General features: G+C 62.0%; 19 protein-coding genes and 2 pseudogenes. 7 read left to right on the plus strand and 14 right to left on the minus strand.

All coding sequences use genetic code 11. The features are described from left to right. Positions 1–4 precede the first annotated feature (4 nt). Both ABMV07_RS13455 and ABMV07_RS13460 read right to left on the minus strand, forming a co-directional pair. Positions 5–2,248, minus strand: a pseudogene (locus tag ABMV07_RS13455) (type I restriction endonuclease subunit R); the annotation flags it as partial. Positions 2,249–2,262: 14 nt separating this feature from the next. Further along, positions 2,263–3,342, minus strand: a complete 1,080-nt coding sequence (locus ABMV07_RS13460; RefSeq protein ID WP_197690125.1) for an IS110 family transposase — start codon at positions 3,340–3,342, stop codon at positions 2,263–2,265. 401 nt (positions 3,343–3,743) lie between these two features. Between ABMV07_RS13460 and ABMV07_RS13465 the strand changes: the two genes are divergently transcribed. Continuing rightward, positions 3,744–3,992, plus strand: a complete 249-nt coding sequence (locus ABMV07_RS13465) for a hypothetical protein (protein ID WP_196977085.1) — start codon at positions 3,744–3,746, stop codon at positions 3,990–3,992. Here the strand turns inward: ABMV07_RS13465 and ABMV07_RS13470 are convergent. The 11 genes and pseudogenes from ABMV07_RS13470 to ABMV07_RS13520 form a co-directional block, all read right to left on the minus strand. Continuing rightward, a complete protein-coding gene (locus ABMV07_RS13470; protein WP_197690993.1) occupies positions 3,989–4,174 on the minus strand; it encodes a hypothetical protein in 186 nt (61 codons plus the stop codon). The genes ABMV07_RS13465 and ABMV07_RS13470 overlap by 4 nt on opposite strands. A 23-nt stretch (positions 4,175–4,197) precedes the next feature. After that, positions 4,198–4,335 (minus strand): hypothetical protein, encoded by a 138-nt coding sequence (locus ABMV07_RS13475; RefSeq protein ID WP_196977084.1) that lies wholly within the window; start codon positions 4,333–4,335, stop codon positions 4,198–4,200. Further along, positions 4,335–5,545 (minus strand): annotated as a pseudogene (istA, locus tag ABMV07_RS13480) (IS21 family transposase). Before istA ends, ABMV07_RS13475 begins: the two are co-directional and overlap by 1 nt. A gap of 495 nt (positions 5,546–6,040) precedes the next feature. Further along, complete coding sequence (locus ABMV07_RS13485) at positions 6,041–6,400, minus strand: hypothetical protein (RefSeq protein WP_197688663.1); 360 nt, start codon at positions 6,398–6,400, stop codon at positions 6,041–6,043. A gap of 67 nt (positions 6,401–6,467) precedes the next feature. After that, the gene (locus ABMV07_RS13490; RefSeq protein WP_374064718.1) at positions 6,468–7,556 is read right to left on the minus strand and encodes an ABC transporter substrate-binding protein; all 1,089 of its coding nucleotides are present in this window, start codon (positions 7,554–7,556) and stop codon (positions 6,468–6,470) included. Beyond that, positions 7,553–8,614, minus strand: a complete 1,062-nt coding sequence (locus tag ABMV07_RS13495) for an ABC transporter substrate-binding protein (RefSeq protein WP_374064719.1) — start codon at positions 8,612–8,614, stop codon at positions 7,553–7,555. The genes ABMV07_RS13490 and ABMV07_RS13495 overlap by 4 nt, the downstream gene beginning before the upstream one ends. A gap of 192 nt (positions 8,615–8,806) precedes the next feature. After that, positions 8,807–9,643, minus strand: coding sequence for an ABC transporter ATP-binding protein (locus tag ABMV07_RS13500; protein ID WP_100086756.1), 837 nt, complete (start codon positions 9,641–9,643; stop codon positions 8,807–8,809). Next, complete coding sequence (locus ABMV07_RS13505) at positions 9,640–10,710, minus strand: FecCD family ABC transporter permease (RefSeq protein WP_197688666.1); 1,071 nt, start codon at positions 10,708–10,710, stop codon at positions 9,640–9,642. Before ABMV07_RS13505 ends, ABMV07_RS13500 begins: the two co-directional genes overlap by 4 nt. Next, positions 10,707–11,771, minus strand: coding sequence for a FecCD family ABC transporter permease (locus ABMV07_RS13510; RefSeq protein WP_196977077.1), 1,065 nt, complete (start codon positions 11,769–11,771; stop codon positions 10,707–10,709). Before ABMV07_RS13510 ends, ABMV07_RS13505 begins: the two co-directional genes overlap by 4 nt. A 15-nt stretch (positions 11,772–11,786) precedes the next feature. Further along, positions 11,787–12,647, minus strand: coding sequence for an ABC transporter substrate-binding protein (locus ABMV07_RS13515; RefSeq protein WP_196977076.1), 861 nt, complete (start codon positions 12,645–12,647; stop codon positions 11,787–11,789). A 443-nt stretch (positions 12,648–13,090) separates the two neighbouring features. After that, positions 13,091–13,924, minus strand: a complete 834-nt coding sequence (locus ABMV07_RS13520; RefSeq protein WP_100086752.1) for a helix-turn-helix transcriptional regulator — start codon at positions 13,922–13,924, stop codon at positions 13,091–13,093. Positions 13,925–14,095: 171 nt separating this feature from the next. Here ABMV07_RS13520 and ABMV07_RS13525 point away from each other — a divergent pair, with 171 nt between their 5' ends. The 3 genes from ABMV07_RS13525 to ABMV07_RS13535 are packed head-to-tail and all read left to right on the plus strand — an operon-like array spanning position 14,096 to position 18,244. Beyond that, entirely contained in the window at positions 14,096–15,685 is a 1,590-nt protein-coding gene (locus ABMV07_RS13525; protein WP_374064720.1) for an ABC transporter transmembrane domain-containing protein, read from the plus strand. Further along, positions 15,682–17,454, plus strand: a complete 1,773-nt coding sequence (locus ABMV07_RS13530; protein WP_374064721.1) for an ABC transporter ATP-binding protein — start codon at positions 15,682–15,684, stop codon at positions 17,452–17,454. Before ABMV07_RS13525 ends, ABMV07_RS13530 begins: the two co-directional genes overlap by 4 nt. Positions 17,455–17,458: 4 nt before the next feature. Next, positions 17,459–18,244, plus strand: coding sequence for a siderophore-interacting protein (locus ABMV07_RS13535; protein ID WP_374064722.1), 786 nt, complete (start codon positions 17,459–17,461; stop codon positions 18,242–18,244). 39 nt (positions 18,245–18,283) lie between these two features. On the opposite strand, the gene ABMV07_RS13540 is transcribed toward ABMV07_RS13535, so the two are convergent. Further along, on the minus strand, positions 18,284–18,958 hold the full coding sequence (locus ABMV07_RS13540; protein WP_374064723.1) for a polysaccharide deacetylase family protein: 675 nt from the start codon (positions 18,956–18,958) through the stop codon (positions 18,284–18,286). A gap of 136 nt (positions 18,959–19,094) precedes the next feature. Here ABMV07_RS13540 and ABMV07_RS13545 point away from each other — a divergent pair, with 136 nt between their 5' ends. The 3 genes from ABMV07_RS13545 to ABMV07_RS13555 all read left to right on the plus strand — a co-directional run bounded on the left by ABMV07_RS13545 (position 19,095) and on the right by ABMV07_RS13555 (position 21,519). Further along, entirely contained in the window at positions 19,095–19,355 is a 261-nt protein-coding gene (locus ABMV07_RS13545) for a hypothetical protein (protein ID WP_234913985.1), read from the plus strand. A 137-nt stretch (positions 19,356–19,492) separates the two neighbouring features. Next, positions 19,493–20,437 carry a methionyl-tRNA formyltransferase gene (locus ABMV07_RS13550; RefSeq protein ID WP_374064724.1) on the plus strand — a complete coding sequence of 315 codons (945 nt, stop codon included), beginning with the start codon at positions 19,493–19,495 and terminating at the stop codon, positions 20,435–20,437. Positions 20,438–20,502: 65 nt separating this feature from the next. Further along, a complete protein-coding gene (locus ABMV07_RS13555) occupies positions 20,503–21,519 on the plus strand; it encodes an iron-siderophore ABC transporter substrate-binding protein (RefSeq protein ID WP_088266177.1) in 1,017 nt (338 codons plus the stop codon). Positions 21,520–21,553 lie beyond the last annotated feature (34 nt).

Below are 21,553 nucleotides of genomic sequence, written 5' to 3' on the forward strand. Positions count from 1 at the left end.
TGAATTAACACTCCCCACCCGCATACCTTGGCGCGAACTTTTCCATCTGTTCGTAAACCAACTGGGTGGCTTCTTTTTGTCGGTCTGGTGGATACCCGTACTTGCGCAGCAGCAACTTGATGGTGCGGCGTAGCTTGGCTTTGACGTCGTCGCGGACGGTCCAGTCGGTGCGGGTGTCACGACGCATGGTGGCAACCAAGTCACGGGCGATGTCGGCAAGCACGGAATCACCGAGCACATCGACGGCAGATTCGTTCTGCGACACCACATCGAAGAACGTCAGCTCATCATTGCTCAACGCGGGAGCGAACTTCTCACCACGGCGTGATTCCTCAACCACGTCCTTAGACAGCGCCACTAGCTCCGCGATCACTTCAGCAGCAGTGAGCTGCTGGTTGGTGTATCGCGTCATCACCTCTCGGATACGCTCCGAAAATAGTTGGCTGCGCAGTTCGTTATTTCCGGTCGCGTCACGTACCCCCTGTTGGAGCTTCGCTCTCAGCGCCTCGATCGCAATTTCAATGTTGGACTTGACGTTCTTTTCGCTGAAACCTTGGCTAGCAAGCTCCTGCAGGTTGGGCACATCCTGTCCAATTTCCGCGTAGATGTCCAACACCTCACGGCTTTCAGCAGCATCGACGACGAGCTGGCCTAAGATACGTCGCGCGGTATCGGAAATCGGTTCACCGCGACTTGCTCTGTCCGCCGCTTCTATCTTGATCAGCCACTGGCGCGCCTCAAGGTAGAACTCGACTTCCGATCGGATCTCATCAGCGCCGTCAGCGGTCACGGCAATCGCCCAGGATCGCGCAAGCGCGCTAGAAAGTTCTCGGAACTTCTTCGCCACCGGTCGCGCCATTGGGTCTTCTGGGTCAGTGTTCCCTAGTGTCTGCGGCGAACGTAAGAATCCCACCACCGTTGCCAGTGCCCCGCGCACGTCACCGCTTTGCAGTTTTGTGTGCCAATCTACCGTCACCAGTTCGTGGATTTGCCCCAGGAACTGCTGCGCGATGGTTAGCGTCTCTGTGGCATGCTGGCCGATGACCTTCTCACCGGATTTCTCTGCGTCGACGGTGAACTCATCGAGCGCTTCCTTCAGGTTATCGGTCAGGGGCGCGTATGCGATGAGCAGACCATCTTGCTTGCCTCGGAAGGTGCGGTTCACGCGCGCGAGAGTCTGCATGAGCAATGCACCGCGCAATGGTCGGTCAATGAACAACGTGTGCAGCGGTGGCGCGTCGAAGCCGGTGAGCATCATGTCTTTCACGATGATGATTTCCAGCTCGTCGTCTGGATTCTTCACGCGTTCTTTGACAGCCTTAATAGCGCTCGGCCGACGCATATGCTTCTTGATCTCCGCGGTGTCCGAGGGATTCGCAGAGTACACAACTTTGATCTTGCCCTTATCGTCAGCATCGCTATGCCAATCGGGGTGCTTCGCGATGATCTTGTCGTAAATCTTCATTGCGATACTACGAGTAGATGTGACGATCATGGCTTTGCCTGGGCATCCGATGAAGTCCTGCATGACGGTCTTACGGTCTTCCCACCGCAACAGTAGGTCGTCGACAAGCGTGTCCAAGCGATCGTCGGCACCATACATGGCTTCGAGAGCAGCAGTGGTGCGCTGGATTCGGGCGCGCTCGGACTCGCTGAGGCCTTCGAGTGCCTCATCGGCGGTGGCGTCGATGTACTCATCGGTGATGCCTTGCACTCTGGCCAGCGGGATTAGCCGTGGCTCGAAGTAAACGGGCACCGTCGCGCCGTCGTCGACTGCGCGCTGCAGGTCATACACGTCAATGTCATCGCCGAATACGTTCCTAGTGTCGCGGTCCAATTCAGAAATCGGCGTGCCGGTGAAGGCAATCATGGCCGCGTTAGGCAGCGCTGAGCGCAAGTGTGCGGCATATCCGTCACGGTTTGCCCCGAAGCCGTAGTGCGACCTGTGGGCTTCATCAGCAATGACAATGATGTTGTGTCGCTGCGACAGCACCGGGTGCTTGGCGTAGGCATTACGCTCGTCCGCGGTCAGGCCGAACTTCTGCAAGGTGGTGAAGTAGATGCCACCCGAGGTGCGTGTGGCCAATGCGGTGCGCAGGTCATCACGGTCTTCAATCTGGCGGGGCTTTTCCGGCAACAGGGTGCTGGCAAGGAAGGTGCTGTAGAGCTGGCCGTCGAGTTCCGTGCGGTCGTTAATCACGATGATGGTTGGGCTTTCCAGCTCCGGGGCGCGCATTACTTTGGCTGACGCTTCTATATTTGTCAAGCTGCGAGAGTGACTTGTGTGCGGGTTAGTTCTTTGGTGAGGAGCCGGTAGATTTTGCGTGCGAGGTAACGTTTTATCAGCCGAATAGTCTCGCGTTTGGTTTTTCCTTCGGCTAGTCGTTTTTTCATGTAGGCGCGGGTCTGGTCATCGTTTCTTAGGCGTACGAGAGCCACGGTATGTAGAGCGTTATTGAGTGCTCGGTCTCCGCCTCTGTTGAGCCGGTAGCGTACCTTGTTTCCTGACGATGCTGGTATTGGGCTTGTCCCTGCTAGGGCAGCGAAAGCCGCTTCGCTTTTGATCCTGCCCACGTGGGAATAAGAGATAATCATTTGCGCGGCGGTGACAGGGCCTACTCCTGGCATTTCCAGTAGCGCTGGCGTCACCAGCTGAACGATCATTGCTAACTGGTTTTGGTTTTCTGCCAGTTGTGTTCGAGCGTCAATGATGGTTTTGGCTAGGCGTTTTGCTTCTTGTTTGGCAACGAGTACGTCGATAGCGTCACCGGGTTGTTCCTCAAGTGCGGCGATTTGGTGGACCTGTTTTACCGACAGTGCTCGTCTGGCATCAATGCCAAGGTCTGTACAGCGGGTCAGAGCTGTCAACGAGTTGATGTTAACGGTCGTGGCACGTGTGAGCTGTTTCCTAGCAGCAACCAGGATACGCAGAGCCTCACGATAATCTCCTTGTTTTGGGATAGTCAGCTCGGTTTCATCTTTACCAAGAGTCCTAGCGGCGATCTGAAAGGCATCAATTACATCGTTTTTAGCGAGTTTCTTACGACCCCTTACTAACAGGCGTGGGGCTTCAACCACGCGGTAACCTGCCTGCTCTAAAGCAACACGGAACCTAGTGCCATAGGAGGCTGTGCCTTCCATAGATACTAAAACCTCACGTAAATCAGCTCTTGTGTGTTTGGTGATCCATGCTTGCGCGCGGACGTGTCCTTGAGAAGTATTGGCGAACGTCTGGCAGACGATTTCAGCACCTGTGGCGCACTCTAGGATCGATAACACATGGTTTTTGGCGTGCGTATCGACGCCTACGATGAAACGGTAGAGGTGTGCGACAATTGCCATATGGATTCAACCTCCTCGGTTGTTGAAACGTTGGTTTGTTTCTTACCTTGAGGTCTGATCCGGCATCGTGTTCTTAGAGTCGTGTCTAGGACTTGGTTTGCTGGCAATACTGTGACGAGTCACGCCACCGAAAACTGGCGGACATGCTTCTAATCAAGCCAATACATACCGGCCGGGTCAGACCACGACCCTCGCAGCGGACATATCAGCCAAAAAGCACCAGAAACTTTGCTCCCCTTACAGGGAGATCAATATCTCTGCGCCGGTATATACACGAGTCACACCACCAGAGCTACGGTCTAATCCTGCCAGCCGATCCCAGACCAGCCACATCAAAAAGTCTCACAGTATGTACATGACAAAAGAACACCACCGAGAAGCTCACCACCGAAGCCCTGCAGATGCGCGTCGACTCCTACGGGGCGATCCTCGCACACGGCGACTACACGCTGGCCACCTTCGCGACCTGGACGAAGAAAGACGGATACGGCAACAGCGCCCAAGTCTACCGCCTCACCGAAGCCCCGATCGACGGCTTCGGCCCCGACGCACGCGGCCGCAGCGAATGCGCCCTGGAGCTCATCGCCGAGGCCGACCACCTTTTCGAAGACGCCGGACACGCCATCGACTGGGCCCTGACCCAGATCTAACCCACACCCCACACAGGCAAGGAGGACACGCGATGGATGCCACCAGAGAGCTGATCACCAGCCACCTTCAGATCCCCGCCGACGTGGTGGCGCACGGTGACATCCAGGCTGCCGCCGAGATCCCATTCAGCGTCCTCGACGAGCTCGCCGAGGAGGTCGGGGCAGAGAAGATCCCAGTCCACGCGCTCAGCCGCGTGGACTGGTACTACACCAAAGCCGACCAGATCATCGCCCTGGCCAGTCTGGCCGCGGACTCGGTGATCCGGGGCGCTTTGAGCGCAGCGGTCAGGTGGGTGATCTGCTTGAGCGTGTCGTTGCCGACGACGGCGTTCTTGCCGGCCATCACTGGTTCACCTGCCCCTCGAGTCCGAAGGCGCGGTCGTAGTCGGCCAGGTCGCGCACCATGCCGACGTCATCGCCTTCCGGTGGGGCGGGGTGCTCGAAATCGTGTCGTAGGGCGGCGGCGATGGTGACATGGGCAGGGTCGGTCACAGTCATCCCGCGGGCCCAGCTACGCTGGTGTTCCGCCACCAGCCTGCCTGCGTGACGCACTCTGACGGTGCCCAGGTCGGCGGCCACGTCCACTCGGGCGCCGATCGCCCGGGGATCGATGGAGTAGTCACAGGTGTCGATACGGACGTAGTAGTCTCGGCCCAGGCGGACGTGATTGCGCCAACCCAGATGCAGCACCGCCGGCGGTAGCGGCAGCATCGCCTCGGTGTCCGCCGCGAGCAGATCGATCGGACGTGCCTTGATCGTGCGCACGACCCGGTTGTTGGCGGTGCTGAGCCAGTCGGCGAACTGGGTGTTGAAGTCCGCCGGCGAGGCGAAGTGCCGACCGGGCATGAAGGAGGTCTCGAAGAAGCGGTTTCGTCGCTCCACGATACCCTTGGACTCCGGGTCCCGCGGCGGCAGCAGTACCACCTTGGTGGCCAGCGTCCCGGCGAACCCGGCGACCGGCTCGGTCAACTTGCGCCGGCCGATGCCGGGTTCGTTGTCCCAGATCAGCCGACGTGGCACCCGACCCAACTCGTTCAGCAGCGACCACATCGCCACAAGCAGGTCGGGGTCTTTCGTGTCGGGATCATCATGCCGAGCATGAAACGGGAGTGCCCGCACGTCATGACCAGCACCGGCAGCAGCGTGCGCGAGCCGTCTTCCAGAGCGATCTTGCGCGGCGGGAACCACAGATCACATTGGGCGGCATCACCGGCCGACCAGGTCAACCGGTCGGCGGGATCGATAGGCCGGTGCTCGGACCGGATCAGCTTCACGTTGTCACGGAACCAGCGGATCGAGCCGGTCCACCCAACTCGCTCTGCCGGGACCGTCGCCGGCATGTCCGGCGTCTGAGAAAGCAACAGTCGCACGCGCGCCTCGTACGGGGTGAACGATGTCGGCCTCGCTTTGCGCTCGTACTTCGGCGGCGCATCTGAGGTCACGGCCTTGATGACCGTGTTCCTCGCGATGCCCAACCTCCGGGCGATCACGGCCTTCGGCACGCCCTCGGCGTCCAGCCTCCTGATCAGCGCCCAGTCCTCCATGGTGATCACACTCCAATCGTCGAAGAGTGCTCACTTTTCAAGCGCCGCAACTGCGCAGTTTTCAAGCGCCGTCGACACCGGTCTTGGCGCAGCTTTTGGGTTCGCGTGTTCGACGAAAGATACGCTGTCTTGGTGCTCAAGCTTGGTGGATTAAGTGCCGGACTCAACCCGGAGCGGCATGGGTAGACAGTGGGTCTGCTGACGGCTGAGCGTCGGAGCCCAGCCCGTCCGTCAGCGGGCAGTTTGACGGTCACGGACGCGACGTGACTCTCCTTGTCACTGTCAGCCGAGGCTAGCGGTCAGCGTCGGGTACAGCGTCGCGAGCAACGACTCTGTTGGCGACGCTCGCGCCGGAACGGACCTGGTACGTCAACGGCTTCTCCAAGAGCCTCAGTCCCGGCCTGCGCGTCGGCGCGCTGGTGCCTCCGGAGCGGCAGCACGCGCGGGCCGACGTGATCCTCCAGGCCACAACCCTGGCGGTGAGTCCACTCATGGCGGAGCTCGTCACGCGGTGGATTCAGGACGGTACTGCGGGGAACATTGCGACCGCGCTGCGCGCCGAAGCTCAGACGCATCTCGCGATCGCAGCGTCCGCACTTGGTGATCTCCTACCCGTCGTCCCCGTCGGGCGGCTTCCACCTGTGGCTTCCTATGCCGCTGCATCACGCCGAGGAAGCGGCGCGTACCGCTGCCTGGGAAGGCCTCATCGTCACGCCACCCGGGACGATCCTCACCGATACGTCCGCCACGGAATCCGGCCTGCGGGTCTGTATCGGCCGCCCCAGGACCCGCCAGCTGGAGCGGGGGCTGCGGCGACTGCGAAACATCATCGTGAGCCACATCACGCCGTATGCTTCCATCCATTCGCGATGACAACCTCTCCACCATCCACATGCCGACAGACGGCAGAGTTCACTGCTCAGCGTGACCGCTATTCGCCGCCGGTGCGTACCATCGCATCGGCCTCGAGCGCGGATGTGATGTCATCCAGGAATCCGTGCTGAATGGCCCAGGGGACACTCAACACGGAGGGAGTGGTGACTGCTATCAGAAGCTCTGGGTCTTCCAAGTAGTAGTACCGGCCCTCGGCAATCGGAGCCCACCGCGACATCAGCGGGTGGGCGAGAGTCTGCGCGATCTTCTCTCGGGAGTTCGACCATCCGATGAAAACGTCAGTCGTGAGCGCATCCAGTCTCTCGAGGCTGACGGAGCCGTAGTAGTCCTCTCCGAATGAGCCGACTTCCTGAGCAACGGACGGGTCGTCGGTCATACCGAACTCACGGAGCAGCGTAGGACGGGGGTCATCGGGCGAGTAGACGGCAAGGTCCGAGGAGCCGTCTTCCAGCCACTCGCCGAAGATGAAGCTCCTCCCCTCGAGCTGAGCGTGCGCATCGCGCGCTGAATCGACCGCTACCTGTGTTCGAGAGATCAGTTCCGCAGCCTGATCGGAGCGTCCCAGCGCAGTGCCTGCGAGTTCGACGATGTCCGACCACGAGCCGTAAGTCCACGGTGTGCGCGCATAGGCGATCGTCGGGGCGATGTCACTGAGCTGCTGATATTCGGCTTCGGTGATCCCGGAGTATGGCGCGAAAATCAGGTCTGGGGCGTAACTGAGGATCTCCTCTGGGTCGTAGACACCGTCCTTTCCTGGGGAGAGAACCGGCGGCAGTTCGGCACCGAGTTCGACAGTCACATGCTCTCGGAACCAATCGGTGTAGCCGTCCGGCGTGCCGTATTCTTCGGGGACCGCGACGGGGACGACGCCCAGCGCGGCGACCGCGTCTTCGGCGCTGCCCCCGAGGACGACCACACGTTCTGGGGTTGACGGGATAACCGTCTCGCCGTGCGCATGCGTTACGGATATCGGGAAGCCGCCCGGCTGCTGTCCTGAGGCCGGGCGGTCGTCAGCCGATGATCCGCACGCCGTCAAAGAGAGCGCCAGAGCTAGAACGACGAGTGGAGCCAGCGCGCGGCGCAGTCCGGCCTGACGTGGCGCCTCCTGAATCGTGTCGGAGGTCACGATGGGTCTCCTTCCCCACGGGCCTCGGTGACGCGGCGGCTGAGGGCGGCGGCGATAGCGTCGATCCCCCAATCGATACCGAGCGGCGTCGCGGTCGCGAATGCGAGCCCCACATCCGGATCCTGAATCAAAGCGACGCGATTGTTCGCTACTGGCGCCCAGTTCCCGAATGCAGTGTTCGCGCGAACAGCCTCACGGTAGGTGTCCTCGTCAGAGATAACAACGAGAACATCGGGGTTCATTGACAGGAGCTGCTCCATACTGATGGTAAAGCTCGCCGGATCACCGGCCTTGTGCTGCAGCTCAACGGCGCCGTCGACAGGCTTGAGGCCGAGAGCCTCGAGCACCTGAACACGCGCATCGGCAGTGCCGAAAACGACGACCTGGCCGTCGTCAGAGGGCAGGAAGGTGTGCAAAAAGCTCACGCCCGAAAGCTCGGGGTGCGCCTTAGCGACGTCGGCAACGCGCTGTTCGGTCTGCTTCTCAATTTCTGCTGCATAGCTTGGGCGTCCAAGCGCGGCACCCATCATGCGAATGTGCTCGTCTACGGTGGTCGCCCAAGGCTCTGAAGGGAAGGCGATTGTCGGCGCAATGTCAGACAACGCCTTGTATTCAGCCTCGGTGATCCCGGAGTTTACGGCCACGATGAGGTCAGGCTGCTGACTCAGGACGTACTCGAGGTCAACCTCACCACGTTCGAGAGAAGGATCAAGGGAAGGCAGAGGCGCGCCGAGCTTCTCGACGGCTTCGGAGACCCATGGGTAATAGTCGCCCTTGATTCCCGTCGCGTTGCCTTGCGCGACCGGGACCGTGCCGAGCTGAATCGCGATATCGGCACCGCTCCAGCCGATGGTAACGAGACGCTTGGGCTGCGCACTCACCTCCGTGGAGCCGTACGCATGCTCGATTGTTACCGGGTACGCACCGTCTTCAGTGTCTGCGAAGACACGTTGTTCATCCGCCACGGTCGGGGACGGCGATGCACACCCGGAGAGGAGAGAGGCGCAGGCCAGCAGCGCGATCGCCCCCCTTGCCGCGCGGTCGACGACTGATTTCATAGTTTATCCTTTCACTGAAGGGGAGCCTCACGTAATCTGGTTACCCTGACGTTTTTCATTAAATCCATCCTCTTTTTCGCATTGAGGACACATTCCGTCGCGTTCGCGACAGACATCCCACGCCGATTTCTCGAGCACGTACCCAACCGGATCCTGGGGCAGCGCCACCGGGCGCCTTGATGATGAGCCGGTTCACCCACCAAGCGGGCGCCCAGCCCCACGTCGAGGGATGATCAGCGGTGTACCGGTCTCGGGGTCCGGTCGGATGATGCACGGGAGCCCGTAGACATCCTCGACGAGTTCGGCCGTGAGAATCTGAGCGGGTTCCCCAGAGGCGACGACCGTGCCGGCCTTCATCACGATGAGGTGACTGGCGTAGCGCGCGGCCTGGTTGAGGTCGTGGAGAACAACGACGATGGTGCGACGCAGCTGGCTGCGAAGTGTCTCGAACAATTCGAGGAGCCCGTACTGGTGGGAAATGTCGAGGAATGTCGTCGGCTCGTCAAGCAGGAGAATTGGGGTCTGTTGAGCAAGGGCCATCGCGACCCAGACGCGCTGACGTTGCCCTCCGGACAGCTCTTCAACGAGCCTGCCGGAAATGCCGACTGTGCCGGTCGCTTCGAGCGCAGCGACAACGGCTTTTTCGTCTTCGACGGACCACCGGTCGAACATGCCCTGGTGGGGATAGCGCCCGCGGGCGACGAGATCAGTCACGCGGATCCCGTCCGGGGCGATGCAGGTCTGCGGCAGCAGGCCGAGCCGAGTGGCAAGCTGTTTCGGAGGACAACGGTGAATATCCTCTCCATCGAGCAGGATCGAACCCTCGAGGGCCGGTAGAACGCGGGCGATCGTGCGCAGAAGCGTCGATTTACCACATGCGTTAGGCCCGATGATGGCGGTGTACGAGCCACGTGCGATAGCGATATCGACGCCGTCGACGATGATCCGGTTGTCGTATCCAGCACGCACGCCTTCTGTGCGCACCGCGTCTGCGGTAGCGGTGCGCGGAGCAGTGTTCTTCGTGGTCATGATCTCCTCCGAAACTCCGAAATCAGCAGCCAGGCGAGGTAGGCGCCGCCGAGTGAGACAGTGACTACTCCGACGGGCATCCCAATACGTTGGGCGAGGATGTCGGAGATAAGCAGGCAGAACGCGCCGGTGAGCGCCGACGGCCCGAGCAACAAGCCCGTTCCCCGCACCAGCCGCCGCGCGATTTGCGGGGCGGCCAGCGCAACAAAAGAGATAGGGCCGGCTGTAGCGGTCACGAGTGCCGTCAGAGCGACACCGACGACCACGGCCAGCGCGCGGAGGCGGTTCGCACGCAGACCGAGCGAGTAAGCTGCGTCGTCTCCGAGCTCAAGTTGGCGCAGCCCCGGCGCGAGCAGCGCCACCGCGGTAATCAAGATGAGCAAGATCGCAGCCATTGGCCAGAGCTGGTCGTGGCCCAGCGCATTGAAGGATCCAGCCGCCCACACGGCAGCGAGCATGGCGGTGTCGACGCTGGTGGACAATAGGAGTGCGGAGTTGAGCGAAGACAGCAACGCCGCCACACCGATACCCATGATGATCAGCCGAAACGATTGTACGGATCCGCGCACTGTGGCGAGGAGGTAGACGGCCGCGGCGGTGACAATTCCGCCGACGATGGCGCCCGCGGCTATGTCGAGGTAACGCGTGGATCCGAGGAGGAGCATGACGACGATCGCGCCAGTGTAGGAACCGGAGGAGAACCCGATGATGTCCGGGGACCCGAGGGGGTTGCGGGTCAGCGACTGGAAAATAGCGCCGGAGATGGCGAGGGCGATGCCGCAGGCGATCGCAAACAGGGCTCGCGGCAGCCTCCAACCCACGACAAGCATGTGGGTTTGCTTGCTGGCCGTGCCGGCGAACGCTGCGATGACGTCGCCAAGCGGAACGCGGTGGGTGCCAAGCGTGAGGGAGACGAGCGCAAGGAAGACGGTAAATGCCGCGAGAGTGCTACAGACGGTAAGGGAACGCACGCTCATTACCGCCGATATCCGGGGGAGGCGAATCGCAATCGCGGGATACCCATGGTCAACACCATCGCGCCTAACGCGGCGGGGAGAAGCGCTCATAGGCCACTCACCGTCCTTCGCCGAGCAAGGAGAATAAGCACGGGTGCACCGATGACAGCAGTGACGATGCCGACGCGCAGCTCCCCGCTGGGGAGGAGGACTCGGCCGAGGACGTCGGCGAGCAATAGCAGAATCGGTGAGACAACTACCGTGTAGGCGAGGATCCACCGCTGGTCGGGGCCAACGAACCAGCGCACGACGTGCGGGATCATGAGCCCGACAAAACCGATCGGCCCCGCAAGTGCGGTCGCGGTTCCCGCGAGCAGTGTGACGGCGAGAACCACCACAGCCCGCACCCGGCCAGTCCGAACCCCGAGCGCAGCTGCGAGTTCGTCCCCGAGTGCGAGGGCGTTCAGCGAACGGGCAGCCCCGAAGCCAAGCAGCAGGCCAAAAAGAACCAGTGGGGCGAAAGAAAGGACGAGGTCGAGCTGACGTCCGCCGATGGAACCGACGCCCCAAAAACGCAGATCGTCGAAGGCCTCGCGGTTGCTGAGCACAATCGCGGTGGTGAAGCCACCCAGGACCGCGCTAACTGCTACTCCGGCGAGGGTGAGCTTCGCGGGGGTAGCGCGCCCACCACCGACAGAGCCCAGCGCGTAGACGAGGAGCGTGACAGCCCCGGCCCCGAGTAGGGCGAACCACACGTACCCGAGCGGTGCGGCGACGCCGAGGAACCCGACCGCCATCGTCACCGCGAATGTCGCTCCGGCGTTTACACCGAGGATGCCGGGGTCAGCGAGCGGGTTGCGGGTATACGCCTGGATCAGTGCGCCGCACACGCCGAGCGCGGGCCCGACGACCAAACCAACGACGGTGCGCGGCACCCGCAACTCAAGAATGATCACGTGCTCGTCCAGCGTGCCATCGTAGGCCCATAGCGCATCCCAGATCGTCGATAAGCCGATCGCTCTGGCTCCGACCCCGATGCTGAGCATGACAATGACGACGAGCACGACGCTCGCGATAAACAAGCCAGCCAGTCGGAGCGCCGAGCTACGGACGACGCCGCGCGGCGCTTCCGGGAGCGTCCGCCTGAACTGGTGTGGAACTGTTAAGAGCATGTCTGCGGCACCGTCTCACTTAGCCGTGCGGACCACGGCACCGCCGCCGATAGCTGCGGAAATGTCCCTGATGTAGCCATGTTCGATCGCCCACGGGATACTAAGCACATCTGGGCCGCTGGTGGCCATGCCCAGCGTGTTATCTTCGGCGATGTAGTAGCGGCCTTGAGCAACCGGTTCCCATCGGGTGAAGACGGGGTGCTTGAGCGTATAGGCGGTATCGGCACCGGCGTAGGACCACGCTAGGACGACATCAGCCTCAACAGTGTCGAGCTGCTCGAGGCTGATACCCCCGTACCAGGTGCCGGCCGGAACGTCTTTGGTTGCCGCGGCGAGTTGCGGGGTGTCTACCATGCCGAACTCGTGCAACAAACGCACGCGCGGGTCCTCGCTGATGTAGGCGGTGATCTCGGTCGCACCTTCAGAGAAGGTGGTGCTGTATAGGAACGTGGCACCGTCGAGGTTGGGATACTTCTCAGTCTCGTTCTGGATGGCTGCCTCGGTCTCGCGGACGAGCTCTGCGGCTTTGTCGTCTTCGCCGAGGATCTTACCAATGATCTTGGTGTGCTCCTGCCACGTGCCGGCGGTGAACGGCCGCTCCTTGTACGCGACAGTCGGGGCGATTTCGCTGAGTCGCTTGTACTCGGTCTCGGTGAAACCGGAATACACGCCGATGATGACGTCCGGTTGGAGGGCGAGGATCTGCTCGTAGTCCGCGCCGTCCTCTGTCACGTTGATGATCTCCGGCATCTCCGCTTTTAGCTGGTTTTCAACCTGGTCGCGGAACCAGGGGGTGAAACCCTCCTCGTCCCCGCCCCATGTCTCGGGCACTCCGACGGGGGCGACGCCGAGGGCGGCGACAATATCGTGATTCATCCAGCTTAGAGTGACCACGCGCTTCGGCTTCTCGGGGATGGTTGTCTCACCGAGAGCGTGCTCAACGGTGCGCGGAAAACTCGCCTCACCTATCGACGCTCTGGGCGGGCCGGCGGACTCGGGGGTAGACGAGCAGCCGACGACCACAAGGGCTAGGGCGGCTAGTGCGAATGCGAAGATACTGCGTAAAAGGGGCATGGGACCTCGACAAGACGTAATGAGGCTTCTCCGGGAGAGACAACCGGCACCCAAGGTTAGGTGTGCTTAGGCTGACGCTACGCGGTGCGGTTTGCCGTTGGCGGACAGTTTCTTACGCCCATCGGACAGGCCACCACCAGCGCTTCGTCCCTACTGGCGCAAACCGAAGTCCCGCGGGGAACCTTGCCTCATTCGTCGGCGACGGGCGTTTCCCGATACCGCCGCCCCGCAAACCGGGTTTCCCGTCAGACGTCGATGTTGGCAGGCAAGAAAAGGTGCGGCGGGCGCCCCATAAGGCGGTGGAACGCGGCGCTGAAGGCGCTGATCGTGGCGTAGCCGACGCGGCGGGCCACCATCCCGACGGGTGTACCGCCGCTGAGGAGGCGGACGGCGGCCGACATGCGCGCAGCCGTACGCCACTGGCTGAACGTCATCCCCGTCTCGGCGCGGAAGACGCGTGTGAGAGTACGGGCACTCGTGGAGGTGACCCACGCCCAGTCCTCAATCGAGCGATTGTCGGCAGGGTTGCTCATAATCGACCGGCAGATCGGGGCGATGCGTGAATCCTGCGGAAGCGGCAGCTCGATTACGGGAAACGCGGCATCCGCGACGAGTTCGAGGCACACTCTTTGGGCGCGCAACCGCTGCTGGCGGGGCATATCGGTTTCCGCTAGGTGGCTGAGAAGCTCGCGCAGCGCGGCATTCACAGAAACCGGGTGCACGTCCGGTGCGTGCCCGTCCCACGCCTCGGGCAACAGGTACAGGGCAGCCAGAGTAGTCGAGGGGTCGCGGCTGACTGCGTGCCGCGTCCCGGCGGGCACCCATAGCCCTTGGCCAACGGTGAGGCTGTGGCGAACGCCATCCACCTCGACTTCGGCACAAGCTCGCTCCGGCCAGAACACGATATGCTCGGGATGGGCGTGCGCACCCGTCGAGCATCCATCGGCATCATCGATATACGCGTACCGGAGATAGCGGGTGGTAAGCAGGTACCCGTCGGGCACGATCCGCCCTCTCACCGGAAAGCTCACAGGGCAATTGATGCACTCGTTGGCCAACGAGGAATCAAGTAGAGTCACCGCCGCTCCTCAACAGTTCCACGATCACACTTGTACTTAGGTAAGTGTAACCTAACAACATGTGTCCGATGGACGACAACATGTGTCGCCTTCGAGACTGACCGGGCGCCTATCCTACCAAGAATGACCACAAACTTCGCTCCGTTGCAGCGAGACCGCCCAGTTCGGGTCATGCGGTTGGCGCTGACGCGCGGCGGACGCTGGTGGCGGCTTTCGCTGGCGACCCTCGGGTTCATGCTTCACCAAGCGAGCGAGGCGACTGTTCCCATCCTGATCGGTGTGGTCATTGACCGCGCGGTGCTGCCTCGCGACCCCGGCGCTCTGGCGTTGTGGCTCGGTGTGCTGGGAGCCGTGTTCCTCGTCCTATCGTTCAGCTACCAAGGGGCGAGCCTGTCGATGATCCGCATCTACGGGCGCGGAGAGCACGACTTACGGCAAATAGCGGTCGCACGGGTACTGGATACGCGCGGAATGAGAACCCGCCGGACCGGCGAGGTGCTGTCCATCACCACAAGCGACACGTATCGGGTTGCCGGAGTCGCGTGGAACATCGCCGAACAAGCGGCCACCCTTGCGGCCCTGCTTACTGCGGTGGCGGCGCTGCTGCTCATCTCGCTCCCGCTCGGCCTCGCCGTTCTGGTCGGGGCAGTTCTCATGCTGTGGGGAATGGCCGCGTTGGCCCAGCCGCTCGAACGGCTGGGCCTGGCCGAACAGAGCGCAGTCTCACGGGCGAGCGACGTGGCCACGGACGCCATGGAGGGGTTGAGGATCATTCACGGCCTCGCCGCTCACCAGCAGATCGTCGCACGTTACCGTGAAGCGAGCGCAGCCTCCCGCGAGGGCGCGATCCGCGCATCCCGTTCGCTCTTGACGTACCAGGCCGTCAGCACAGGGGTGTCGATCCTCTACCTCAGCTCGTTAGCTGCCGCTGCCGGGGTGGAGGCACTGCACGGAGCCATCACCCCGGGACAGCTGATCACCGTGGTGGGGTTGGCTCAGTTCCTGCAGGGCTCCCTCGACCACATCGGCACCTTCGGAGCAAACTGGACGCACAAACGCGCATCCGCCCGCCGCCTGCAGGATCTGCTCGTTGAACCGCACTGCCTCCCGGAGGGACGGGGAGCCCGCCCGGCTCACGGAATACTGCGGTGGAACCCGGTGAATGGCCCCGCAGTTGAGTCGAAGCCGGGCCGGATGGTCGGCCTCCGGGTCGTCGACGCCAAGCAGGCTCACGACGTAGCGTCCCGCCTGGGTTTCCGCACGACACCCGCGCTGGGGGAGCTCATCCTGGGCGAGGCCGATGCGTTGAGCATCGGCTGCGCTGCCTACCGAGGGCATGTGCTGGCCCCGCCTCACGATGCCTACGTGTTCACCGGCAGCATCCGCGACAATGTCACGCTGTGGGCGAGTGATTCCTGCCCGCTCGACGACGGCGTGGTGAGGGCAACCGCGCTGGACGACGTAATCGAATACGTCGGCTCACTCGACGCACCCGTCGGCGAGCATGGGCGCCGCCTGTCCGGCGGGCAGCGGCAGCGGCTACTTCTGGCTCGAGCGCTGCATACGCCAGCCGACGTTCTCGTACTCGAGGAACCCGCTACCGCCCTCGACCTCATCACGACGCAGCGCGTTGGGGCTGGCCTCGCCGGATGCGGCCGCACCATAGTACTGGTCACGAGCGACCCCATTCTCCTCGGCAGCTGCGCGACGGTCGTCGACTTCACCTCACACGAAAACACACGAAACGAGGTGCGCGAGTGACTCATTCGCTACCCGTGGCATCCGTACGCGAGACTGCGCGCACTGTCCACAGCCTCCTCGCGCGACGACGAGGCCTGCTTGCTGCCACACTGGCGTTGCTGTTGACCGGCTCAGCCAACGCGTTGGCGATCCCACCTTTGCTCGGCTGGATCGTCGATATCGTCCTTTCAGGTGTTGGTGCGTGGCGCATCTGGCTCACAGCCGGTCTCCTCATCGCGGCGGGCGTCCTCTCGGCCGCCACCTCGTGGTTAGGCGGTCGGCTGTTGGTCATCTGCATACAAGGCTCGCTCTCTGAATTACGCGAGGGCGTGTTCGCTGCAGCGATGCGGATCGATGCGACGACGATCGAACGAGCGGGAAGCTCAGACGTGGTGTCACGTCTAACCCGGGATGTCGAGGCGGTCACTGAGGCCGGGTCTGAGTTGCTGCCTCGCTTTGTCAGCGCCCTGTTTACGATTGTGCTCACCGCAGTAGGCATCGCCGCACTCGACCCTTTCCTCGCGCTGGCCGCGTTGAGTGCCGTCCCACTTCAGCTAGTCGCCATGTCATGCTTTCTTCGCCGTTCCCGCCCCTTGTACGTGCAGCTGCGGCGCGAGGAGTCCGACCGTGGGCAGGCGATCATAGAAAGCGTTGCCGGACAAGAGACCGTTCGCACCTACCGCCTTGCCCCTTTCCGCCTCGGCCTGATAGCCGAACGCAGCCTCACTGCTGTAGAGACCACCCGTGCGGCAGGAAAAGCGCGAAACGTGTTCAACGGGACGCTCAACCTGGCGGAGTTCACAGGTCTCGCCGCCGTGCTCGCCGTCGGATTCTGGAGGGTGGAAACTGTAGAAATAACCGTGGGGACGGTGACCGCGGCCGCGCTTTTCTTCCACCGTTTGTTCATCCCCATCGGAGACTTACTGTCCAGCGTCGACGACCTTCAGCGGGCCCAAGCAGGACTCGAGCGCCTCGTCGGCGTGCTGCGCAGTACGGCGCCTGCACAGCCGCGCTATGAAATCCGCGACGGAGCCGTCGAGCTGCGCGGGGTGACGTTTACCTACCCCCAGGCGTCAACTGCTGCTGTCACCGATCTCACACTCACCGTCCCCTCGGGGGCGCGCGCCGTGTTCGTCGGGGCAAGCGGTTCCGGAAAATCAACCACTGCGCGCCTCATCGGGGGGCTCGCCGCCCCTACCTGCGGCTCCGTCATCGTCGGCGGGCAACCCGCTACCCGTGCCGCACAGGCTTCAGGTAAGCCAGCGGTCATGCTCGTCACCCAGGAGACGCATCTGTTCTCCGGTACGCTCGCCGATAACCTGCGCCTTGCCCGCGCAGACGCCTCCGACGACGAGCTACGCACCGCTCTCCGCGCAGTGGGTGCGCACTGGGCGGCCGACCTTCCGGGGGGAATCAACTCTCCCGTCCCGCACGATCTTGACGAACAACGCCTCCAGCACATCGCGCTCGCTCGCGTACTTCTCGCCGACCCACCCGTTGTGGTGCTCGACGAGGCCTCCGCCCATGCAGGAGCCGATTCGGCACTCGACCGTGCCGTGGACACAGCCGTGCATGGTCGCACCGCAATCATCATCGCTCACCGCCTCTCCCATACTGAAAACGCCGACATCACCGCTGTGTTCGAAGCCGGCCGCATCATCGAGTGCGGCGAGCCCCGCGAACTGCTCGCGACCGGCGGCGTCTTCCATTCGCTGTGGGAGGCGTGGGCCCGTGGGCGCGAGCAGCTTCCTCGCACGTTCCAACCACCTATTCCGCCTAAGGAGAAATAACACCATGGCCGTCCCCTGCTCCCCTGCACAAGTCGAACGTGTCACACGGCTCACCCCCCACATGATCCGGATCTCGTTTCGCACCATCGGAGCCTGGCGCTGGAACACCGACGGCTCCGGTGACGAGCACATCGACATCGCCCTCCCCCACCCCGGTGAGACGGAGGCCGATTTAACCGTTTTTAACCTGCCCGAATACGGTCCCAGCTGGAAAGGAGAAGAACCCCCGTGGCGCCACTACACTGTCCGCGCCGTCTACGACCACGGCAGGGTGTTCGACATCGACTTTGCCATACACGGCGACGGAATAGCCTCAACTTGGGCTGAACGTGCGGAGCCCGGCCACGTGATCGGCGCCTTCCACGGCGGCGGCTCCTACTACCGCCCGCCTGCGGACGCCACGTTCCACCTTCTCGTCGCCGACGCCACAGGCCTTCCCGGCCTCGGACGCATCATCGAAGAAATGCCCGCGGCCACCCGGGCTCTTGCCATTATCGAGGTACCCGAAAGGGCAGACATCCAAGCGATCAAATCCGCCGCCTCCGTCGAGTACCGCTGGCTGACTGGGACTGGAAACGGCCGCGGCCCAAGCGCGCTGCCGGCCGCCGTAGCGGAATTCACCCCGCCCGATGAGCCCTGGTACGCGTGGGCTGCGTGCGAAGCAGCTTCCAGCCGCTCGATCCGCTCAGACCTCCGCAAACGCCTCAGTTCACCCCGCAACCGCCACCACGTAATCGGCTACTGGACCGAAAGCAAAACCGGCAACCGTCCCGCAGAAATGGAACGCTGACGCTACCCCTTTTTGCAACGCCCACGGCCCGCACTCCCCCTACACCGGCGCCTCCCCCAGCTTCGCAAACGTAAAGCCCGCCTCTCGCAGTTGCGGTATCGCCTCCCTGACACCGTCGGCCGTGCCCCGCCCAGGCTGGTTCATGTGCATGAGCACGATTGCTCCCGGGGCGGCCTGCCGCAGGTGGCTGGCCACAGCGGTGCCGGGCAGGCTGACGCCGAGCTCGCGCGCGATGTCCACCGCGACATCGTCGTAGAAGGCGGTGCCCGAGCGGAACCAGTTCGACTCCACGTCGAGGAACTCCCGCAGGAACCGGCGGTTGCCCTCGATCTCCTCAACCAGCTCCGCGGCGCTTTCGGTGCCGGGGATGCCGTAGGCGGCGCGACCGTTGACCGACAGTGGCTTGTGCAGGGTGCCGTGGTTTTCGATCTGGAACAGCGGATTCTGCGCGAGGTGCAGCGCCCGCTGCGGGTTCTGCTCGATCCAGCGCTTGTTCCAGAACAGGGTCGCCGGCACCGCCTGCTGCTCGAGGAGGGCGAGCAGGGGGTCGTCGATAAGCGAGCCGTGCGGCCCGCCGCAGGCGTCGAAGGTCAGGGCGATCGACGTCGAGCTCGGGTCGAGCGCCTTCACGATCCCCGGCAGGTCGTAACCCCACGCCCGGGGCTCAGCGCTGTCGTACTTCGCCGCGACGTCCGCGGGCCGAGGCTTATCCACGTCCACCCTCGCCGGCCTGGTCGCCTACCACAAGGCCGCGCTGGCGCTGGGGCGGGCGGCGACCATTCACCTGTCCTACCAGCTCGGGGCGTTCCACAAGGTCAAACACGCCTCCATCAGCCCGCTGCGCACGGACATGTCGTCGTGGGGATTCTTCGAGGCGCACATGGTGTGCGAACTATTTAGCTACCTCGACTCCGGGCTGACCACCCACATGCTCACCGCCTCCGGGCAGATCACCAACCCGGGGCTGGTGGATGCGGCCCCGATCATCACGATCAGGGGCACCGGGGCGTTGACGCTGACGATCAACGCCACCGCCTATCGCGTCCAGTCACCGGCAGGGCAGATCACCTTGGACTCGGCCCGGCTCGTCGCACACGTCGCGGCTCGGTAGGGGTCCACAAAAACTACGGAGCTGGCATGGGGTGGTACGGACAGATGGTGAACGGTGGTTGCGTCGTTGTTTCGAGGCACAGGAAGCCTACTTTCATCGTTGACTGCATAGGTAAGACTAAGCTGTCATGTGCTGACATGCGAGTTGCTGTTTTTTGGTTTTCAGTCATGGGGCATCGGACGCTGTCTGCGGTCATCAATGATGGTCATGAAGTGGTTCTGGCAATTACGCATCCGACAAGCGATCATCCCTACGAGCAAATGTGGGCTGACTCGGTTGAGGAATTAGCCAAAGAAAAAGATCTCCCGGTCTGTGTTACTGAGCGGGTGGGAGATGATGTTATCGACGCACTGCGGGGTGCCGCTCCAGACATCATTGTGGCTAATAATTGGCGGACTTGGCTACCTCCAGAGATTTTTAGCGTGCCTCGGCATGGTGCGTTGAATGTCCATGATGGACTGCTTCCTGAATATGCGGGATTCTCTCCTATCTTGTGGGCACTGCTGAACCGCGAGACCCATGTTGGTGTCACGGTGCATGAGATGAATGAAATCCTGGATGGTGGGCCTATCGTTGCCCAGCATGCTATTCCGGTGGGGCCAGAGGACACCACGACAGATTTGGTTCTTAAGACCATCGACCTCGTTGAACCACTGGTTCAACGGGCGTTGAATGATGTTGCCGAAGGACGCGTTCAGGCGCAGCCCCAAGATCCCAACCGTGCCATCTATTTCCATAAGCGTGGCGAGCAGGAATCTCGCATAGATTTCACCCAACCTGCGGAAGATATTGCTCTGCTGGTGAGAGCGCAATCAGATCCGTACCCGAACGCATTTTTTGAGTTTCGGGGTCAGCGGATTCGTGTCCTCGCTGCACATGTATCTCGTGGCCGATTTGGGGGCACTCCTGGTCGAGTGACCGTCCCTTGTGAGGGAGGAATCGCGGTGGTCTGCGGTGCTCCTCGCGCATACGCCCCTGCGCCGGCCATTGTCCTTGACCGGGTTCGCCTCGACGACGGATCTGAGCTCCTAGCCACTGAATTCTTTGGGCGCAGAGCAGGATATATCCAACCTAAGGTGTAACCCCTTCCCACTGTGGATAGCCATAGCCGCGTGCTGTGAAGTCCACCCGTTTTCACGGAGAAAGAATGACCATTAAGAAAATTATCGCCAGTGCCGCTGCGGTGCTGACCTTAGGCGCAACCGTTGCCGCATGTTCGAACAATGAACAGGACAGTAAGGCACAGGAATCCCATGCAGCTGAGGCGGAACAAAGAGCATTCCCTACCACCATCGAACATAGGTATGGCTCCACAGAGATTAAGGAAGCGCCCAAGCGGGTGGTATCTCTCGGCTACACCGATCAGGACGCATTACTGGCGTTGGGAGTCACTCCAGTCTCAGTGAAGTACTGGGATGGGATGACGCCGGACGGCCAGGCTGCTGGAAACTGGTCAAACAAGAAGATTGAAGGCAATCAGCCGCGTATCGACAAGGATTCGGAAGTCAACGCCGAAGCCATTGCCAAGGACAATCCTGACCTCATCGTGGCCGTGTACTCCGATATCGATGAGGACACCTACAAGAAGTTGTCCAAGATTGCGCCAGTTGTCGTCCAACAGGGTAAATACGAAGAACTGCAACAACCGTGGGATGTCACCACGGAGCAAATTGGCCAAGCAGTGGGTAAGCCTGAAGAAGCCAAGCGTCAGGTTCAGAAGGTCAAAGGCAAATTCGACGCATTGAAGAAGCGTCACCCAGAATGGACAAATAAAGAACTGGGCGTTGCAACAATCGAAGAGGAAAAGTTGGCTGTTTTCTCTGAAGGCGATCCACGGAGTCGCTTCTTCACGCAGCTGGGCTTCAAGATCAACCCAGCCTATGCCGGCATCACGAAGGGTAAGTTCTACGGTGAGGTGTCGAAGGAGAACGCTGACCTCGTGGATTCGGATGTTCTGATCTGGGATCAGTTGTCCTATTCCCCGAAGAAGGGCAAGGCTTCCGTGACCGAGGATCCGATTGTATCGAAGCTCCGAGCTGTCAAGGGCGGAGCGAGTGTCTACCTAGAAAAGGACTTGGAAAAGGCCTTCGGATGGCAGACGGTTCTCAGCTTGGATTATCTGCTGGATAACATCGAGAAGCCCTTGGCGGACGCCACACGCTAGTGTGCATTCCAAAGGCTAGCTCTGGACGATGGTC

This window comes from Corynebacterium belfantii, assembly GCF_041898185.1.
GTDB lineage: Bacteria > Actinomycetota > Actinomycetes > Mycobacteriales > Mycobacteriaceae > Corynebacterium > Corynebacterium belfantii.

What these genes read in the sequence shown, in the direction of transcription:
- ABMV07_RS13460 (WP_197690125.1), bottom strand. Translation starts at nt 3,342, where the DNA reads ATGGCAATTGTCGCACACCTCTACCGTTTCATCGTAGGCGTCGATACG.
- ABMV07_RS13465 (WP_196977085.1), top strand. Translation starts at nt 3,744, where the DNA reads ATGCGCGTCGACTCCTACGGGGCGATCCTCGCACACGGCGACTACACG.
- ABMV07_RS13475 (WP_196977084.1), bottom strand. Translation starts at nt 4,335, where the DNA reads ATGGCCGGCAAGAACGCCGTCGTCGGCAACGACACGCTCAAGCAGATC.
- ABMV07_RS13485 (WP_197688663.1), bottom strand. Translation starts at nt 6,400, where the DNA reads ATGGATGGAAGCATACGGCGTGATGTGGCTCACGATGATGTTTCGCAG.
- ABMV07_RS13495 (WP_374064719.1), bottom strand. Translation starts at nt 8,614, where the DNA reads ATGAAATCAGTCGTCGACCGCGCGGCAAGGGGGGCGATCGCGCTGCTG.
- ABMV07_RS13500 (WP_100086756.1), bottom strand. Translation starts at nt 9,643, where the DNA reads ATGACCACGAAGAACACTGCTCCGCGCACCGCTACCGCAGACGCGGTG.
- ABMV07_RS13505 (WP_197688666.1), bottom strand. Translation starts at nt 10,710, where the DNA reads ATGAGCGCTTCTCCCCGCCGCGTTAGGCGCGATGGTGTTGACCATGGG.
- ABMV07_RS13510 (WP_196977077.1), bottom strand. Translation starts at nt 11,771, where the DNA reads ATGCTCTTAACAGTTCCACACCAGTTCAGGCGGACGCTCCCGGAAGCG.
- ABMV07_RS13515 (WP_196977076.1), bottom strand. Translation starts at nt 12,647, where the DNA reads ATGAATCACGATATTGTCGCCGCCCTCGGCGTCGCCCCCGTCGGAGTG.
- ABMV07_RS13525 (WP_374064720.1), top strand. Translation starts at nt 14,096, where the DNA reads ATGCGGTTGGCGCTGACGCGCGGCGGACGCTGGTGGCGGCTTTCGCTG.
- ABMV07_RS13535 (WP_374064722.1), top strand. Translation starts at nt 17,459, where the DNA reads ATGGCCGTCCCCTGCTCCCCTGCACAAGTCGAACGTGTCACACGGCTC.
- ABMV07_RS13545 (WP_234913985.1), top strand. Translation starts at nt 19,095, where the DNA reads ATGTCGTCGTGGGGATTCTTCGAGGCGCACATGGTGTGCGAACTATTT.
- ABMV07_RS13550 (WP_374064724.1), top strand. Translation starts at nt 19,493, where the DNA reads ATGCGAGTTGCTGTTTTTTGGTTTTCAGTCATGGGGCATCGGACGCTG.
- ABMV07_RS13555 (WP_088266177.1), top strand. Translation starts at nt 20,503, where the DNA reads ATGACCATTAAGAAAATTATCGCCAGTGCCGCTGCGGTGCTGACCTTA.